This is a genomic window from Lysobacter sp. TAB13 (assembly GCF_052113885.1).
In the GTDB taxonomy this organism is placed as follows: Bacteria; Pseudomonadota; Gammaproteobacteria; order Xanthomonadales; family Xanthomonadaceae; genus Lysobacter; species Lysobacter gummosus.
Genome location: NZ_JBFRDR010000009.1, coordinates 110618 through 126557, shown reverse-complemented (window position 1 = coordinate 126557; position 15940 = coordinate 110618). Strand labels below are relative to the sequence as shown.

At 68.5% G+C, this 15940-nt stretch carries 14 protein-coding genes; 7 read left to right on the top strand and 7 right to left on the bottom strand.

Features of this window, described 5'->3' with window-relative positions; translation table 11 throughout:
* Window positions 1–76: 76 nt before the first annotated feature.
* Complete coding sequence (gene aceK, locus AB4Y92_RS12850) at window positions 77–1807, top strand: bifunctional isocitrate dehydrogenase kinase/phosphatase (protein WP_441820001.1); 1731 nt, start codon at window positions 77–79, stop codon at window positions 1805–1807.
* Between the two features lie 334 nt (window positions 1808–2141).
* Here the strand turns inward: aceK and AB4Y92_RS12845 are convergent, their stop codons facing one another.
* Complete coding sequence (locus tag AB4Y92_RS12845) at window positions 2142–2393, bottom strand: hypothetical protein (RefSeq protein WP_441820000.1); 252 nt, start codon at window positions 2391–2393, stop codon at window positions 2142–2144.
* Window positions 2394–2580: 187 nt separating this feature from the next.
* On the opposite strand from AB4Y92_RS12845, the gene AB4Y92_RS12840 reads away from it, so the two are divergent.
* From AB4Y92_RS12840 to AB4Y92_RS12830, 3 genes are all read left to right on the top strand, one after another.
* The gene (locus AB4Y92_RS12840) at window positions 2581–3570 is read left to right on the top strand and encodes a LysR substrate-binding domain-containing protein (RefSeq protein ID WP_441819999.1); all 990 of its coding nucleotides are present in this window, start codon (window positions 2581–2583) and stop codon (window positions 3568–3570) included.
* Between the two features lie 91 nt (window positions 3571–3661).
* Window positions 3662–4600 (top strand): class I SAM-dependent methyltransferase, encoded by a 939-nt coding sequence (locus AB4Y92_RS12835; RefSeq protein WP_441819998.1) that lies wholly within the window; start codon window positions 3662–3664, stop codon window positions 4598–4600.
* Window positions 4601–4756: 156 nt separating this feature from the next.
* Window positions 4757–5290, top strand: coding sequence for a pseudouridine synthase (locus AB4Y92_RS12830; protein ID WP_441819997.1), 534 nt, complete (start codon window positions 4757–4759; stop codon window positions 5288–5290).
* 40 nt (window positions 5291–5330) lie between these two features.
* Here the strand turns inward: AB4Y92_RS12830 and AB4Y92_RS12825 are convergent, their stop codons facing one another.
* The gene (locus AB4Y92_RS12825) at window positions 5331–5489 is read right to left on the bottom strand and encodes a hypothetical protein (protein WP_441819996.1); all 159 of its coding nucleotides are present in this window, start codon (window positions 5487–5489) and stop codon (window positions 5331–5333) included.
* Window positions 5490–5645: 156 nt separating this feature from the next.
* Between AB4Y92_RS12825 and AB4Y92_RS12820 the strand changes: the two genes are divergently transcribed.
* Entirely contained in the window at window positions 5646–7409 is a 1764-nt protein-coding gene (locus tag AB4Y92_RS12820; RefSeq protein ID WP_441819995.1) for a hypothetical protein, read from the top strand.
* Window positions 7410–7472: 63 nt separating this feature from the next.
* Here AB4Y92_RS12820 and AB4Y92_RS12815 read toward each other — a convergent pair whose 3' ends face one another.
* On the bottom strand, window positions 7473–8432 hold the full coding sequence (locus tag AB4Y92_RS12815) for a DMT family transporter (protein ID WP_441819994.1): 960 nt from the start codon (window positions 8430–8432) through the stop codon (window positions 7473–7475).
* A 144-nt stretch (window positions 8433–8576) separates the two neighbouring features.
* Window positions 8577–9533: an aldo/keto reductase gene (locus AB4Y92_RS12810; protein ID WP_441819993.1), complete on the bottom strand. Its 957-nt coding sequence runs from the start codon at window positions 9531–9533 to the stop codon at window positions 8577–8579.
* A 254-nt stretch (window positions 9534–9787) separates the two neighbouring features.
* Here AB4Y92_RS12810 and AB4Y92_RS12805 point away from each other — a divergent pair, with 254 nt between their 5' ends.
* Window positions 9788–10888: a hybrid sensor histidine kinase/response regulator gene (locus AB4Y92_RS12805; protein ID WP_441819992.1), complete on the top strand. Its 1101-nt coding sequence runs from the start codon at window positions 9788–9790 to the stop codon at window positions 10886–10888.
* A 235-nt stretch (window positions 10889–11123) separates the two neighbouring features.
* Here the strand turns inward: AB4Y92_RS12805 and AB4Y92_RS12800 are convergent, their stop codons facing one another.
* The gene (locus AB4Y92_RS12800) at window positions 11124–11489 is read right to left on the bottom strand and encodes a hypothetical protein (protein WP_441819991.1); all 366 of its coding nucleotides are present in this window, start codon (window positions 11487–11489) and stop codon (window positions 11124–11126) included.
* Between the two features lie 221 nt (window positions 11490–11710).
* The gene (gene hrpB / locus AB4Y92_RS12795; protein ID WP_441819990.1) at window positions 11711–14257 is read right to left on the bottom strand and encodes an ATP-dependent helicase HrpB; all 2547 of its coding nucleotides are present in this window, start codon (window positions 14255–14257) and stop codon (window positions 11711–11713) included.
* Window positions 14258–14496: 239 nt separating this feature from the next.
* Here hrpB and AB4Y92_RS12790 point away from each other — a divergent pair, with 239 nt between their 5' ends.
* Window positions 14497–15291: a TatD family hydrolase gene (locus tag AB4Y92_RS12790; protein ID WP_441819989.1), complete on the top strand. Its 795-nt coding sequence runs from the start codon at window positions 14497–14499 to the stop codon at window positions 15289–15291.
* Window positions 15292–15318: 27 nt separating this feature from the next.
* Here the strand turns inward: AB4Y92_RS12790 and AB4Y92_RS12785 are convergent, their stop codons facing one another.
* On the bottom strand, window positions 15319–15780 hold the full coding sequence (locus tag AB4Y92_RS12785) for a hypothetical protein (protein WP_441819988.1): 462 nt from the start codon (window positions 15778–15780) through the stop codon (window positions 15319–15321).
* Window positions 15781–15940: the final 160 nt, after the last annotated feature.

The window sequence follows — 15940 nt, the reverse complement described above, 5'->3', positions numbered from 1 at the left end:
ATCGTTTTGACGCATCGCCGCTACGCGACCGGCCGGACCCGCTGGACGCCCCGCGCCGCCGCCGTACACTGCGGCCATGTCCGCCGACTCCGCCGCCCTTGCGCAAGCCGTTGCCGTCGCCGGCCAGATCCGCGACGCCTTCGCCAACTACCACGCGCGCTTCGCCGCGATCACCCGCCGCGCGCAAGGCCGCTTCGAGCGCTGCGACTGGAACGGCGCGCGCGACGACGCGGTCGAACGCATCGAGCTGTACGACCGCTGCATCGCCGAAGCCAGCGATGCGCTGGAGGCGCGGCTGGGCGAGCAGGCGCGCGATCGCGCGTTCTGGTCGCAGGTGCACACCGCCTATGCGCAAGCGGTCGCGCCCTTGCTCGACGGCGAGTTGTACAAGACGTTCTTCAACACGCTTACCCGGCGTTTCTTCAAGACCCGCGGCGTCGATCCGGCGATGGAATTCGTCGCGCTCGACATCGAGCCCACCGACGCGATCACCCATCCGGTCGCGCGCCACAGCTATGCGGTGTCGGAAGACCGTCTGGTCGAGACCTTCATGCGGGTGCTCGACGATTATCCCTTCGCGGTGCCCTACGCCCATCGCACCCGCTGCGCGGCGGGGATCGCGGTGCGGCTGCAGGAGGACTTGCAGCATTGGGGGCCGCATCCGGTGCGCGCGGTGGAACTGCTCAACACCGTGTTCTATCGCGAGCAGCGCGCGTATCTGATCGGCCGCGTGTTCGGCGAACGCGCGTTCTCGCCGTGCGTGATCGCCCTGGTCAACGAGGACGGCGCGCTCAAGGTCGATGCGGTGCTGACCTTGCGCAGCGAAGTCGTGCAGTTGTTCAGTTACTCGCGCAGCTATTTCCATGCCGATCTGGGCACGGTCGGCGACGCGGTGGTGTTCCTGCGCACGCTGCTGCCGGGCAAGCCGATCGACGAGCTCTACACCGTGCTCGGCCGCGCCAAGCAGGGCAAGACCGAGCGTTACCGCACCTTCTTCCGCCAGTTCGCCGCCCAGCCCGGCGAGCGCCTGGTGCGCGCCGACGGTGAGCGCGGCATGGTCATGGCGGTGTTCACGCTGCCCAGTTACGCGCTGGTGTTCAAGATCATCCGCGATCGTTTCGCCTATCCGAAGGAAGTCGCGCGCGAAGAGGTCGAGGCCAAGTATTCGCTGGTGTTCCATCACGATCGCGTCGGCCGGCTGGTGGATGCGCAGCCGTTCCGGTTCCTGCGTTTTCCGCGTTCGCGATTCGAGCCGGATCTGCTCGATGAGTTGCTGAGCACCTGCGCGGGCAGCATCAGCCAGGACGGCGACGATCTGGTGCTGCACCTGTGTTATGTCGAGCGGCGTCTGCGGCCGTTGAATCTGTATGTGCGCGAGCAGCCGGCGGAAGCGGCGCGCGCGGCGGTGATCGATTACGGTCAGGCGATTCGCGATCTGGCGTTGAGCAATATTTTTCCGGGCGATTTGTTGCTGAAGAACTTCGGGGTTTCGCGGCATGGGCGCGCGATCTTCTACGACTACGACGAATTGTGTCTGGTCACCGATTGCCGCTTCCGCGCGATGCCGGCGCCGCGCAATCACGAGGAGGAGATGGAGTCGGGCGCGTGGTTCTACGCCCACGGCAACGATGTGTTTCCGGAGCAGTTCCCGCGCTTTCTGGGCTTGTCGCCGCCGCTGCTGGGCGCGTTGATGCACGCGCACGGCGACATCTTCCGCATGGAGTGGTGGCAGCAGGTGCAGGCGGGGCTGGCGAGCGGGCAGCGCAACGATGTGGCGCCGTATCCGTCGCAGCGGCGATTGCCTTGAGGGATGGGTTTTGGCCGCGCGGCGGGTGCGAGTCGGACCGGTCGTGTTCGGGATGCGCCGCTTCTTTTTTGCTCGTCATTCCCGCGAACGCGGGAATCCAGGGCCTTTCGTGCGAGAACGCGTGAAGTCACTGGATTCCCGCGTTCGCGGGAATGACGGCCTGGAGGGATGACGCTTAAGTCTCTGGATTCCCGCCTTCGCGGGAATGACGGTCTGGAGGGATGGTGCTGAAGGCCCCGGATTCCTGCCTTCGCGGGAATGACGGCCTGGAGGGACTGCGCTGAAGTCTCCTATGTTCCGCGTGTGCAGCGATGACTACCCGTATCGGTTTCGCTCAAACACACCCACGCGCGTCGCAATCCACCTCAACCTTCGCCGTCTCGCGTGGCCACAGCTGCAGCCAGGTGCGCCAGCCGCTGGCGCGAACGCGCGAGGCTTGAGCCCGGCTGGAAACGGCGCCGGCCGCGGCCCGCGCCGGAGCCTGCACCGGAGTCCGCGTCGCGACGGGGGCGGCGGTTTCGTCGTCGGCATCGCGCGGATCGACGAAATGGCCGTGCAGGAACATCAGATTCTTGTAGATATTCATGGCCTCATCTCCTTGCGAATCGGGCCGGGCCACGCAGAGGGGGCGGGCTGGCCTATTGAGTGATTCGCAAGTTACGCTCGCCAGATTCGGCAAAAAAGCGACACGTTTGCAAGCCAGGGTTGAATCAGGTTAAACACTGCTGTCGATCCGACTCCGTCCCGGTAGCCGCCGTCTTGGACCCTTCGCGATGAACCGACCGCCGCTGCACGCCCTGCTGGGCTTCGCCACCGCCGCGCGCACCAGCAACCTCACCCGCGCCGCCGAGCAGATGCACCTGACCGTCAGCGCGCTCAGCCACCAGATCCGCACCCTGGAAGAACGCCTGGGCCGGCGTTTGTTCGAGCGCGGGCCGCGCGGGGTCAGCCTGACCGCCGACGGCGAACGCCTGCTGTCGGTGGTCGCCCCGCACCTGGACGCGCTCGACCACGCCCTGCGCCCGTACAGCCCGCGCCGCGACGACGTGCTGACCCTGAGCCTGATGGCCTCGATGGCCTCGTCCTGGCTGGTGCCGCGGCTGGGCAGCTTCGTCGCCCTGTATCCGCAGCTGGAACTCAACCTGTTCTCCAGCGCGGCGCTGGTGGATTTCGATCGCGAGCCCGGCATCGACGCGGCCATGCGCGGCGGCTACGGCCGCTGGCCCGGGCTGGTCATCGAGCACCTGTTCGACGAAACCCTGGTGCCGGTCGCCAGCCCCGCCCTGGTCGAGCGCATGGGCGGGCTGCCGGCGCAGGACGACCTGCATCGCTGGCCGCTGCTCGGCGACCTGTCCACGTATTGGCAGGACTGGTTCGACCGCTACGGCGGCGGCAAGCGCCCGACCCGCTTCGTCGCCCACTTCGACGATTCCGAAACCATGCACCGCGCCGCGGTCGAAGGCCTGGGCGTGGCGCTGGGGCGGCTGGCGCGCACGCGCCTGCTGATCCGCAGCGGCCAGCTGGTGCCGCTGAGCCAGGGCCGGCTGAAGATCGACTGGGGCCATTACCTGGTCTATCCGCAGCGCTCGGTCGATCACGGCGGCCTGGAATCCTTCCGCACCTGGCTGCACCAGCAGGCGCGCGCCTACATCGACCAGATGGAATCGGATCTGGCCACGCGCGAGGTCGCCAGCACTGACGACGGCGCCTGCGGCCTGCCCGACGCGCCCGCCGCCGCCAAGCCGCGACGTAAGCGGCGCTGAATGCACCGCGACCGGCACAGCCGCGGCATCCCCCAAGCTGAACGCTTGCGGTAGGCTGACGCCCTCCCCGCATGCCTCCGGAGTTCGTTGCATGGAACGACAACGTCTTGCCCGACTGCTGCTCGCCGCGCTGCTGCCCAGCCTGGCCGTGGCCGCTTACGCACAGGAAAAAACCGAACCCGCCGACGCCGCCAAGCCGGCCGCCGAAGCAGCCGCCAAGCCCGCAGCCAAAGCCGCCAAGAGCACGAAGAAAGCCGCGCCCGCCGCGCGCGAAGCCGCCGGTTCCAGCGCGCTCAAGACCGTCATCGCCGGCAGCTGGCGCGACCCGAAGAACGTCGCCCGCGACGGCTACCGCCACCCGCTGGAAACGCTGACCTTCTTCGGCCTGCGTCCGGACCAGACCGTGGTCGAAATCACTCCGGGCGGCGGCTGGTACTCGGAAATCCTCGCCCCGTATCTGGCCGACAAGGGCCGTTACGTCGCCGCAGTGGTCGATCCCGACACCCAGACCGAGGACGGCTCGCGCAAGTACTACGCCAAGGCCAAGACCTCGCTGGAACAGAAGTTCGCCGCCTCGCCGGCGCAGTACGGCAAGGTCGGCGTCGCCGCCTACGACGCCTACAAGCCGGCCTTCGGCACGGCCGGCTCGGCCGACCTGGTGCTGACCTTCCGCAATGTGCACAACTGGCGTTCGGCCGGACAGGCCGAGGTGATGTTCAAGGGCTTCTATGAAGTGCTCAAGCCCGGCGGCGTGCTCGGCGTGGTCGAGCATCGCGCCAAGACCGACGTGCCGGCCGACGACAAGTCCGGCTATGTGGGCACCGCGCAAGTGATCGCGCTGGCCGAAGCGGCCGGCTTCAAGCTCGACGGCAAGAGCGAGATCAACGCCAACCCGCGCGACACCAAGGACTACCCGAACGGGGTGTGGACCTTGCCGCCGGTCAACAAGCACGACGCGGCCGACGACGCCAAGTACCAGGCCATCGGCGAAAGCGACCGCATGACCCTGCGCTTCCGCAAGCCGCGTTGATGCGATGAATTCCGCGAGGCGCCGGGCCCGCCCGGCGCTTCGTGGTTGCCGCGGCGGCCTATGCCGCATGCGAAGCGCCGAAGCCTTCGCACCTGAGTCGCGACGCGTAACGCCGGCCCCGCTTCACCCGCATCCGGAACCCGCCGCCGAGCGCACATGCTGATCGCCTTGAACAAGCCCTACGGCGTGCTGTCGCAGTTCACTGATCGCAGCGTCCCGCCCAAGCCGACCCTGGCCGGTTTCGGCCTGCCGAAGAACGTCTACGCCGCCGGCCGCCTGGATCACGACAGCGAAGGCCTGTTGCTGCTGACCGACGACGGCGATCTCGCCCATCGCCTCACCGATCCGAAGCACAAGCAGCCCAAGACCTATTGGGTGCAGGTCGAAGGCGAGCCGCGCGAAGACCAGTTGCAGGCGCTGCGTCGCGGCGTCGAGCTCAACGACGGCCCCACCCTGCCCGCCCAGGCCGAGCGCATCGACCCGCCGGCGCTGTGGCCGCGCGATCCGCCGGTGCGCTTTCGCAAGACCGTGCCCGACGCCTGGCTGGCGATCACCATCGCCGAAGGCCGCAACCGTCAGGTCCGGCGCATGACCGCGGCGGTCGGACTGCCGACCCTGCGCCTGGTGCGCGCGGCGGTCGGGCCGTACCGGCTGGACGATCTGCAACCGGGGCAATGGCGGCCGCTTTGATCCGGCCGCGGCGCGCACGCCGGCCCGTTTCGTCGTCGGCTCACGCCATCGCCGGACGCACCGCGCCGGACGGATTGATGCACGGCTGAAACACGCCGCCACCCGCCCGCATCGCGGCATTCGCGCCGTGCTCGACGCCGCCCTCGATCGCGGCGAAACCGACTTGCGCCGGTCTGCACGCGCCATCTGCGACGCCCATCGCAGGAGCGCCGCCAATCGCCGCCGTCTTTGAGAAACCGTCCCGGTTTGATCCCGTACTGGCGCTGGCGGCTGCCGCGCGCGGGCTCTAGCGTCGTCGGTTAGCTACGCGCCTGGCGCTACGCCACCGCGGTCTGCTCATTGGAGGAGCCCGACCATGACCACCCTGCGTTCGCTTTCCCTCGGCATCAGCGCTGTCCTCAGTGTCGGCGCCGCCTATCTGCTGTTCCCCGCCACCGCCGACAGCGCCACCGTGCGCGCCGCCGCCGAAGAGCCGTCCGACTTCGAGCGCATCCCGCCGGTGGTCGAAGACATCCACATCACCGCCACCGGCCAGGAGCCGGACGCCAACGCCCTGCTGCAGCTGACCTACGCCAAGGGCCAGGACCTGCCGGCCGAGCTCACTTTCAACGTCGGCGACAAGCCGGTGCTGCTCAAGCGCGACGACAAGGACCCGCAGCTGTACGCGGCCACGATCGGGTTCGACTTCGACGGCTTCGTCAAGGAACAGGAGCAGCGGCAGAAACTGGCCGAGCAAAAGGCGACGGTGCCGCTGTTCGACGGCCGCGAGTTCCTCGGCGAGGAAACCGTGCAGTTCCTGGAGCCGGCCAAGCTGCGCGAGCAGATCGCCTCGCGCGTCGCCATCCGCATTCCCGGCGTGGTGCTGCCGTGGCCGTCGCTGGTGGTGCGCCCGGAGCGCTCGCTGATGGTCACCGATCCGCTGGTGGTCGAAGATCCGATCCGCACCTTCGACGCCTGCACCAACACCGGCAATCCGAACGGCGCGTGGACCTTCAACCGGCTCATGACCAACATGGCCAACCAGCCGCTCACCGGCGTGGACCCGTCCGACTTCGTCGAAAACTGGATGCGCACCTGGGGCACCTCGACCACCATCAACACCTTCCCGGTGCCGGCGCGCTCGCCGGTGATCACGCAAGTGCTCAACACCTGGCCGCGCCTGTCCAACGGCAAGCTCAACCTGGCGCTTTCGCCGATGCGCCTGCTGGCCATCGTCAACCGCGTCGATCTGCGCACCAACACCGCTTACGGCGGCGGCAGCGCCGGCGAAGGTCGCTTCGTGTTCGGCGTGATCCGCCGTAGCAGCACCGGCACCTGCACCGTGCACCGCTTCACCGTGATCCTGGAATACGGGGTGCCGATCAGCACCTGCCCGGCGGTGCGCAGCTACGCCCAGCAATGGGGCAACCTCGGCACCCTGGTGCTGGGCTCGCCGACCTACAACGCGTCGCTGCAGGCCATCACCGACCAGTTCACCAACGCCAACGCCGCGCCGAACAAGCCCAACCGCAGCGCGATCAACCAGATCCGCACCAACGAGTTCCTGCAGAACCCGTGGGAACTGCGCGAGTTCAACATCCTGCGCGGCAACACCCAGTTGTCGATCGTGCCGGCCAAGCAGACCCCGCACCACACCCACAACAACACCGCGCTGCTGGCCAATTACATCAACACCAACCAGGCGCAGATCCTGGCCGGAACCTACAGCGTGCCGCTGAGCTATCTGGGCACCCCGTTCCTGACCGGATCGGTGCTCAATCCCAGCCCGCAGCAGGCGTGGCGCGCGCCAGGCATCGTCAACAACAACGCCCGCAACAAGTTCTCGCTCAACACCTGCGACGCCTGCCACGGCCGCGAAACCCTGACCACCAGCTTCCTGCACGTGGCGCCGCGCGCGTCCGGCGCACAGGCGGCGTTGTCGCGGTTCCTGCTCGGCAACGGCACGCTGGCGGCCCCGACCACCTTCACCATGGCCGATCCGATCGTCGCCGCCACGCCGCGCACCTACGGCGATCTGCTACGCCGCCAGGGCGACCTGTCCACCTTGCAAAGCAGCCTGTGCCGGACCAGCGGCGTGTTCCAGGAAGCCAACTTCCAGCCGCTGCTGGCGACCGACTGAGCCGTACCGATCCAGGGGGATCCGAGGCAGACGCCTGCGGGCGTCTGCCTTTTTTGTCGCGGATTATTTCGAAGGCAGCGGCACCGAGTTCGCGCCCGGCCGGCTCAGCAGCACCACGCCGCCCAGCACCACGGCGGTACCGATCAATTGAATGAGGGTGATCTTTTCCCCGAGCACCCAGGCGCCCAGGAACACCAGCGACACCGGCCCGATCACCGAGAACTGCGCGGCGGTGCCGGCGCCCAGTCGCGCCACCGCGGCCATGGTGAAGGTGACCGGCAGGAACGTGCAGAACACCGCGTTGGCCGCGGCCAGCGCGTACACCTGCCAGGGCAGGCCGAACAAGGCGGCCGGATCGCGCGCGATCAGGTAATGGGTCATCACCGCCGCGGTGGAGACGATCATCGCGTAGGCGACCAGCTGCATCGTGCCCAGGCGCTTGATCAACTCGCCCGACATCGCCAGGTACAGCGCGTAGCTGATCGCCGCGCCCAGCACCAGCGCGCTGCCGAACAGGACGTGATCGCCCTGCACGCGCAGGTTCTCGACCATCACCAGCACCACGCCGGCGTAGCTCACCGCCAGCGCGATCCACTCTTTCCCCGCGACCTTGCGCTTGAACGCGAACAAGCCGATCAGCAGCACGATGGTCGGATTGAGAAACAGGATCAGCCGCTCCAGCGACACCGGCACGTACTCCAGGCCCCAGAAATCGAGCAGGCTCGACAGGTAATAGCCCAGCACGCCGAGGATCACGATCCAGCCCAGATCGCGCCGCGACGGCAGCGCCTTGCGGGCGCGGGCGCGATGGGTCTCGCGGATGCCCAGCGCGGCGAACAAGGGCAGCGAAAACGCCATGCGCAAGGCCAACACCTGCAGCGAGTCCACGCCATAGCGGTATTGCAGCTTGGCCAGGATCGCCTTGGCCGAAAACAGGATCGCGCCGGACGCGGCCATCGCCATGCCGGCGCGGCGGGCGTTGGATGCGGTGGCGGAAGCGGGAGCGGAGGTCGCGACGTTCATGGCGATGGCGGATTCTGGGATGCACAGCCTAGGCGGTGCGGTTGCACGGATACAGGGGCAGTTGACGGCGGAATCGACCCGTACAGAACTTGCGGGTCGGTGCGCGCGGTTCGAGGCATTGGCGCCGGCATTGGAAACCGGCGCTCACCCACCCGCGCTGGCCGCATCGAGCGCGGCGATCTCATCGGCCGACAAGCTCAGCCGCGCCGCGGCGATCAGTTCCTGCAACTGCGCCACGCTGGTGGCGCTGGCGATCGGCGCGGTGATCGACGGCCGCGCGATCAGCCACGCCAGCGCGACCTGCGCCGGCGTCGCGCCGCGATGGCCGGCGGCGACGGCGTCCAGCGCGGCGAGGATGCGCAGCCCGCGCGCGTCGAGGTACTTGCCGACCGCGCCGCCGCGCGCGCGGCTCTTGCCCAGATCGGCGCGGCTGCGGTACTTGCCGGTGAGAAAGCCGCTGGCCAGCGAGTAATAGTTGATGACGCCCAGGCCGCGTTCGCGCGCCAGCGGCTCCAACTGCGCCTCGAAGCCGGCGCGGTCGTAGAGGTTGTATTCCGGTTGCAGGGTTTCGTAGCGCGGCAAGCCGTGGCGCTCGGACAGGTCCAGGGCCTGGGCCAGGCGCGCGGCGGAGTAGTTGGAGGCGCCGATCGCGCGCACCTTGCCTTGTTCGATCAGCCGCGCGAACGCACCCAGCGTGTCTTCCAGCGGCACCGAGGCATCGTCTTCGTGCGCCTGGTACAGATCGATGACGTCGGCGCCGAGCCGGCGCAGCGAGTCCTCGACCGCCGCCTGGATATTGGCCGGGGCCAGACCGCGGCGCGGCCCCCACTTGGCAACCTTGGTCGCGATGACGATGCGCTCGCGGCGTCCGCCGCCCTGGGCCAGCCAGCGCCCGATCAGGGTCTCCGATTCGCCGCCCTGGTTGCCCGGCACCCAGGCCGAGTACACATCGGCGGTATCGACCAGCGAAAACCCGGCCTCGGTGAAGGCGTCGAGCAGGGCGAAGCTGGCGGCCTGATCGGCGCTCCAGCCGAACACGTTGCCTCCGAAGGCCAGCGGCGCCACGTACAGGGAGGAACGACCGAGGGGACGCGGATTCATTGCGGTTTCCTTAATGCCGGGGTGGTCATGATGCGCCGCCGCAAAAGCTCCAGTCACACCGAAACTGCAACGTTGCCTTGCTGACTGCGGCAGGTCGTCGCACAGGCGTGAACGATTCAGCTTTTTCGGAGACCATCCCGCCTTTGCGTGAAGGTTTCTGTTAACTTTCCACACGATTTCCACGCGGTTCACGTATGCGAAATTGACGTGAAATTCGTAGCGATCCAGCGCCTCAACGGGGACCTACAGGACGTATGAGTACACCCGCGACATCCACCGGCCGCATCCTCGTCGTCGACGATCAGGCCGCAAATCTCCGCGTGGTGACTGCCCTATTGTCCCGCCAGGGCTACGAAGTGGTGTCCGCTTCGACCGGCGACGAGGCCCTGGAGCTGTACGCCGCCGCGCCGCCGGACCTGATCCTGCTCGATGTGATGATGCCCGGCATGGACGGCTTCGAAGTCATGGCCGCGCTGCGCGCCGGCTCGCCGCTGCGGGTGCCGGTGGTGTTCGTCACCGCCGCCCACGACCGCGACCTGTTGCTGCGCGCCTTCGACGCCGGCGTGGTCGATTACGTCACCAAGCCGTTCCTGCCGGAAGAACTGCTGGCGCGGGTCAACGCCCACGTCGGCCTGAAGCTGACCCGCGACCGCCTGGAGCGGGTCGCGCGCGAACGCGAGGAACTGGTCAACCTGGTCGCGCACGATCTGAAGAACCCGCTGACCAGCGTGCTGTTCGCCAGCGACCTGTTGATCAACAACGGCTGCAAGCCCGAGCGCATACCGCGCTATCTGCAGATGATCCACGAAAGCGCCGACGACGCGCTGGGCTATATCCGCCATTACCTGGAAAGCCAGGCCGGCACGCGCGAGCGCGCCGAGCAGACCGGCCGCGCCGATCTGGCCGATACCCTGGTGTGGCTGGTGCGCCGCTACGAAATGCAGCTGGACGCGCGCGGCATTCGCGTGGAAGTGCAGCCGCCGGCCAACGGCGCGGCGCAGGTCGCGATGGATCCGCGCGTGCTGCGCCAGGTCAGCGAGAACCTGGTCACCAACGCGATGAAGTACGCACCCAACAGCGATCTGCTGCTGGCCGCGCGTAACAGCGCGCCGGGCTTCTGGCAGCTGATCGTCGCCGACCGCGGCCCGGGCATTCCGCTCGCGCGCCAACGCGAGCTGTTCAAGCCGTTCATGCGCCTGCACGACGCCGATGTGGACGACGGCCTGTCCAACGGCCTGGGCCTGTCGCTGGCCAAGCAGATCGTGGTCAATGCAGGCGGCCAGCTGTGGTACGAGGAACGCAAGCAGGGCGGCTCGCGTTTCATCATCGAATTGCCGGAGGCTGCGCGCGAGTAAAGCCATCGCGTCGTGCGGTGGCGGAGCGTCCGCGCGGATCGATCGACTATCAAGCCGGCCTTGCGCCGGCTTTTTGTTGGCCGCGTCGAGGCGCGGATTGTTCGCGGCGAACCGTCGTCCGCGCGGAAAAACAAAAGGCCGACGCATGCGTCGGCCTTCGTGTATGCGATCGCCGCGACGGCATGCGCCGGCGCGGTGCGCGGACGGTCCCGCTAAGGGCCCGTCCGGCGCCGGATCACTCCGTCGATTCGTCGCCGCCGTTGCGGCTGGCGCGGCGGCGGCGCGGTTCGGCACGCTCGGCGCGGCGCGCGTCGATACGGCGCGCGCTGCCTTCGATGGCTTCGCCGCCTTCGGCCTGGATGCGGGCCTTGCGGCGCGCGGCGGCGTACCACAGCAAACCGGCGCCGGCGACCGCGGCGACCGCGACCACCGGATTGCGGCGGATGAAACCGCCGGCAGTGCGCGCACCGGTCTTCAGCGCGCCGAACTTGGCGCCGGTTTCGAGCCATTGGCCGGCCTTGGGCGCGGCTTCCTTCAGATTGGCGCTGATCGCGTGCATCAGTTCCAGCGCGCGGTCGGGCAGGGATTCGAACTTGCTCATCGTGTCGGTCCTGGACAGGAGAAACGACCCCCAGTGTCGGGGCGCTACCGTTGAAATTCTGTGAGCGGCGGCGCGCAAGACCGGCTGGGGCCTGAATGCTTTGGAGCGAGGAACGAGTACGTAGGAGTGAGAAATGAGTGAAAGCCGGCCACGTAACGCGTGTGTGCCTGCGACGAGCTTTTTACTCGTTTCTCACTCCTACGTACTCGTTCCTCGCTTCATCAAGTCCCGCGCGGCTTGGCCCGATGCGTCGCAGTCGCCGTCCACGGATCGTCCGGCCACGGGTGGCGCGGATAACGTCCCTTCATTTCCTTCCTGACTTCAAGATAGCCGCGCTCCCAGAAGCCGCGCAGGTCCTGGGTGACCTGCAAGGGCCGGCCGGCCGGCGACAGCAGATGCAAGGTCAGCGGCACGCGGCCGTCGGCGATGCGCGGCGTGTCGGCCAGGCCGAACAATTCCTGCAGCTTCACCGCCAGCACCGGCGCCGACGCGCCGACATGCGGGTCGTGGCGTTCTTCTTCGAAGTGGTACTGGATCGCGCGCTCCTGCCCCGACGGCACGGCGATGCGGGTGGGCGCGAGGGTTTCGAGTTTCTGCCGCCAGGTCCAGTCCGCGAGCGAACGCAGCGCCTCGCCGAACGCGGCTTCGTCCAGCGCGTCGAGCCGGGTCTTGCCGCGCAGCGCCGGCTTGAGCCAGGCGTCGAGGCCGGCCAACAAGGCCTCGTCGCTCAGATCCGGCAGCGCGTGCTCGCCCTTGGCCAGCTCCGGCATCCATTCGCGCAGGCAACGAATGCGCGCGCGCCACTGGCGCAGCGATTCGGTCCACGGCAACGCGTCCAGACCGAGCTGGCGCACCGCATCGACCAGCGCATCGGCGTAGCGCGCCGGATCGGGTTTGGCCAGCGGCCGGCTGTCGAGCACGATGCGGTCGAAGCGGCGCTCGCGCACCGCGGCGATGCCGCGCGCGTTGGCGTCCCATAGCACCCGGTCTTCGCTGACGAAGCGTTGCGGGAATTCGCGTTCCAATCGCGCTTCGTCCAGCGGCGCGGCGCGCAGGATGCGGGCATCGCGCGGGTCGTCGCGCAGTTCGGCGATCACCAGCCACGGCTCGCCGTACACCGCGCTGTCGTCGAACAGTTTCGCGCTGCGACCGTTGGCGAGTTGGTAGCGATACGGGTCGCTGGGATGTTGGTGGGCGATGCGATCGGGAAACGCATGCAGCAGCAGATCGCCGAGCGCATGCGCGGGCACGCTGGCGGGCGGATTCGTCTCCACGCGCAAACGCCGGCGCCATTGCTTGGCGGCCTGATCGAGCACGGCCAGGGCCGAACGCGAGGCGTCGGCCGGCGCGCGCCCGCCGCGGAACGCGGCCAGGGCCTGCCATCGCGCAGCCAGCGCGTCGCCGCCGCTGCGCAGCGGATCGCGCGCTTCGATCAACGCGGCCAGATCGCAGGCCAGCGCGCGTTCGCGCGGATCGTTCGGCGCCAGCAGCATCGCCGCCAGGCGCGGGTGCGTGCCGAGCGCGAGCATGCGTTTGCCGAACGCGGTGATCGTCGCGCCCTGGGCGCCGCTGCCTTCCAGCGCGCCCAGGCGCAGCAGCAGTTCGCGCGCCGCGCCCATCGCCCCGCCCGGCGGCGGATCGACGAAACGCAGGCCGGCGTCGCCCCAGGCGGCGAGTTCCAGCACCAGCCCGGCCAGTTCGACCTGGGCGATTTCAGGACGGCGCTGCGGCTCCAGCCGCTGCGATTCCGGCCACAGCCGGTAGGCCCAACCCTCGGCGACGCGGCCGGCCCGGCCGGCGCGCTGATCGGCCGAGGCCTGGGCGATGGACACCACATCGAGGCGGGCGAAGCCGCTGTTGGGGTCGTAGCGCGGTTCGCGCGCCAGGCCCGAGTCGATGACGACGCGCACGCCCGGCAGGGTCACGCTGGATTCGGCGACGTTGGTCGCCAGCACCACGCGGCGGCGGCCGTCGGGATCGGGCTGCAGCACCCGGCTTTGTTGTTCGACCGGCAATTCGCCGTGCAGGCTCAGCACGTCGACGCCGCGCGCGGCCTCGCTGCCGGCCAGCGCGGCTTCGGCGCGGGCGATTTCGCGCTGGCCGGGCAGGAACGCCAGCACATCGCCGGGATGGCTGGTGAGCGCGTGCTCGACCGCGCGCTTGATCTGGTGTTCGAGCTTTTCCTCGCGCCGCGCCGGGAAGTGCGCGAGCGTCACCGGATAACTGCGGCCGGCGCTGCTCAGCCGCGGCGCATCGAGAAATTGCGCCAGCCGTTCGCCGTCCAGGGTCGCCGACATCACCACGATGCGCAGGTCTTCGCGCAGCGAGGCCTGCACGTCCAGCGCCAATGCCAGGCCCAGGTCGGCGGCGAGGTGGCGTTCGTGGAATTCGTCGAACAGCAGGGCGCCGACGCCGTCCAGGGTCGGATCGTCCTGGATCATGCGGGTCAGGATGCCTTCGGTGACGACCTCGATGCGGGTGCGCGGGCCGACCTTGTTCTCGAAACGGATGCGGTAGCCGACCGTCTCGCCCGCGGTTTCGCCGCGCTGGCGCGCCATGAAGTTGGCGGCGGCGCGCGCGGCGACGCGGCGCGGTTCGAGCACGATGATCTTGCCGCCGTCCAGCCACGGCGCATCGAGCAGCGCCGGCGGCACCTGGGTGGTCTTGCCAGCGCCGGGCGGCGCTTCCAGCACCAGCCGCGGGTGCTCGGCGAGGCTGGAGCGGATCTGCGGCAGCAGGGAATCGATGGGGAATTGGGCGGTGGTCACCTGCATAAGGATACGTGCGCGGTTGTGCGGCGTGGCGCGATTGCCTGCTCCCTCATCCGCACCACCGTTCTCCCGCCTTTGAAAAAGGGGGTTGAGGGGGATTTGCTTTTGGCGCTTTACCGCGGGAACAACAGCAACAGCAAATCCCCCCCTCCCCCCCTTTTTCAAAGGGGGGAAAAGCGAGAGCGGGCTAGTAAACTTGTGCATTGCGGCCTCCAAGCCCCTCTCTTCGTGATCCCATGCAACTGATCGACATCGGCGCCAACCTCACCCACGACAGCTTCGACCCCGACCGCGAGGCGGTACTGCAGCGCGCGCGCGATGCCGGCGTGACACGCATGGTGATCACCGGCGCCAGCCGCGAGCATTCGCCCAAGGCGCTGGAACTGGCGCGGCAGTACCCGGGCGAGCTGTTCGCCACCGCCGGCGTGCATCCACACCACGCCACCGAATACACCGCCGAGTGCGACGCGGAAATGCGCGAATTGCTGTCGCACGATGAAGTGGTCGCGGTCGGCGAATGCGGCCTGGATTACTTCCGCGACTTCTCGCCGCGCCCGGCGCAGCGGCGCGCGTTCGAGATGCAGCTGCAGACCGCGGTGGACACCGGCAAGCCGCTGTTCCTGCACCAGCGCGATGCGCACGCCGATTTCATGGCGATGATGAAGAACTTCGACGGCAAGCTCGGCGCGGCGGTGGTGCACTGCTTCACCGGCACGCGCGAGGAGTTGTTCGATTACCTGGACCAGGACTGGTACGTCGGCATCACCGGCTGGCTGTGCGACGAGCGCCGCGGCCTGCATCTGCGCGAACTGGTCAAGCACATTCCGGCGCAGCGGCTGATGATCGAGACCGACGCGCCGTATCTGCTGCCGCGCACGGTGAAGCCGGCGCCGTCGCACCGGCGCAACGAACCGATGTATCTGGCGCATATCGTCGAGGAACTCGCCCGCGATCGCGGCGAGGAGGTCGCGGTCACCGCCGCCAACAGCAGCGCGGCGGCGAGCGCGTTCTTCCGCTTGCCGGCGCGCTGAGATTCGCGCGCCGGCCCGGTCCCTTGATCAGTCCAGGGTGAAATTGCCGCAGCCGTACCACAGCGCCGGCCAGGCCTTGTGGTCGGGACCGGCGTTTTTCGCCGCCGGCGTGACCATGATCGCGTAGGTGTAGCGCCCGTACTTGCCGCCGGTATTGCCTTTGTTGTCCTTGCACACCTGGCCCAGCTTGACCGGTGCGATCTGCACCTTCAATCCGGTTTTTTCCTGGCCGATCACGCCCACCAGCTGGTACTGGCCCTGCGGCGCGGCGGTCTGATCCAGCGGGCCGTTGAGCGGCTTCTTGGCTTCCGGCACGGTCAGCGCGTAGACCACGCTCGCGTCAGCGTTCGTCGTCAGCACCACCCGCCAATCGGTATTGCCGCCGCGGAAGGCCGGCGCGGGAAAGGTGATGGCCTGTGCGAACGCACAGGGCACCGCGAGCGCGGCGGCCAGCGCCAGACCGGCGGCGACAGTGAAGGAAACGCGCATGGAAGACTCCTGGAGGGGGCGACGTCGTGCCGCCGGTACCGCTATCAACGAGCGGCCGCGGCATCCGTGAAAGCCGGCCGGCGCGGCCGACCGGTGCGGGCCGCGAGCGCTTGCGCGCGTCGCGGTTCACCCACCAACGCAGTACCCGCGCGATAGCGGA

Bases quoted from the DNA above. Each gene is read 5' to 3' on its own strand.
- aceK (WP_441820001.1), top strand. From the start codon at position 77: ATGTCCGCCGACTCCGCCGCCCTTGCGCAAGCCGTTGCCGTCGCCGGC.
- AB4Y92_RS12845 (WP_441820000.1), bottom strand. From the start codon at position 2,393: ATGAATATCTACAAGAATCTGATGTTCCTGCACGGCCATTTCGTCGAT.
- AB4Y92_RS12840 (WP_441819999.1), top strand. From the start codon at position 2,581: ATGAACCGACCGCCGCTGCACGCCCTGCTGGGCTTCGCCACCGCCGCG.
- AB4Y92_RS12835 (WP_441819998.1), top strand. From the start codon at position 3,662: ATGGAACGACAACGTCTTGCCCGACTGCTGCTCGCCGCGCTGCTGCCC.
- AB4Y92_RS12830 (WP_441819997.1), top strand. From the start codon at position 4,757: ATGCTGATCGCCTTGAACAAGCCCTACGGCGTGCTGTCGCAGTTCACT.
- AB4Y92_RS12825 (WP_441819996.1), bottom strand. From the start codon at position 5,489: ATGGGCGTCGCAGATGGCGCGTGCAGACCGGCGCAAGTCGGTTTCGCC.
- AB4Y92_RS12820 (WP_441819995.1), top strand. From the start codon at position 5,646: ATGACCACCCTGCGTTCGCTTTCCCTCGGCATCAGCGCTGTCCTCAGT.
- AB4Y92_RS12815 (WP_441819994.1), bottom strand. From the start codon at position 8,432: ATGAACGTCGCGACCTCCGCTCCCGCTTCCGCCACCGCATCCAACGCC.
- AB4Y92_RS12810 (WP_441819993.1), bottom strand. From the start codon at position 9,533: ATGAATCCGCGTCCCCTCGGTCGTTCCTCCCTGTACGTGGCGCCGCTG.
- AB4Y92_RS12805 (WP_441819992.1), top strand. From the start codon at position 9,788: ATGAGTACACCCGCGACATCCACCGGCCGCATCCTCGTCGTCGACGAT.
- AB4Y92_RS12800 (WP_441819991.1), bottom strand. From the start codon at position 11,489: ATGAGCAAGTTCGAATCCCTGCCCGACCGCGCGCTGGAACTGATGCAC.
- AB4Y92_RS12790 (WP_441819989.1), top strand. From the start codon at position 14,497: ATGCAACTGATCGACATCGGCGCCAACCTCACCCACGACAGCTTCGAC.
- AB4Y92_RS12785 (WP_441819988.1), bottom strand. From the start codon at position 15,780: ATGCGCGTTTCCTTCACTGTCGCCGCCGGTCTGGCGCTGGCCGCCGCG.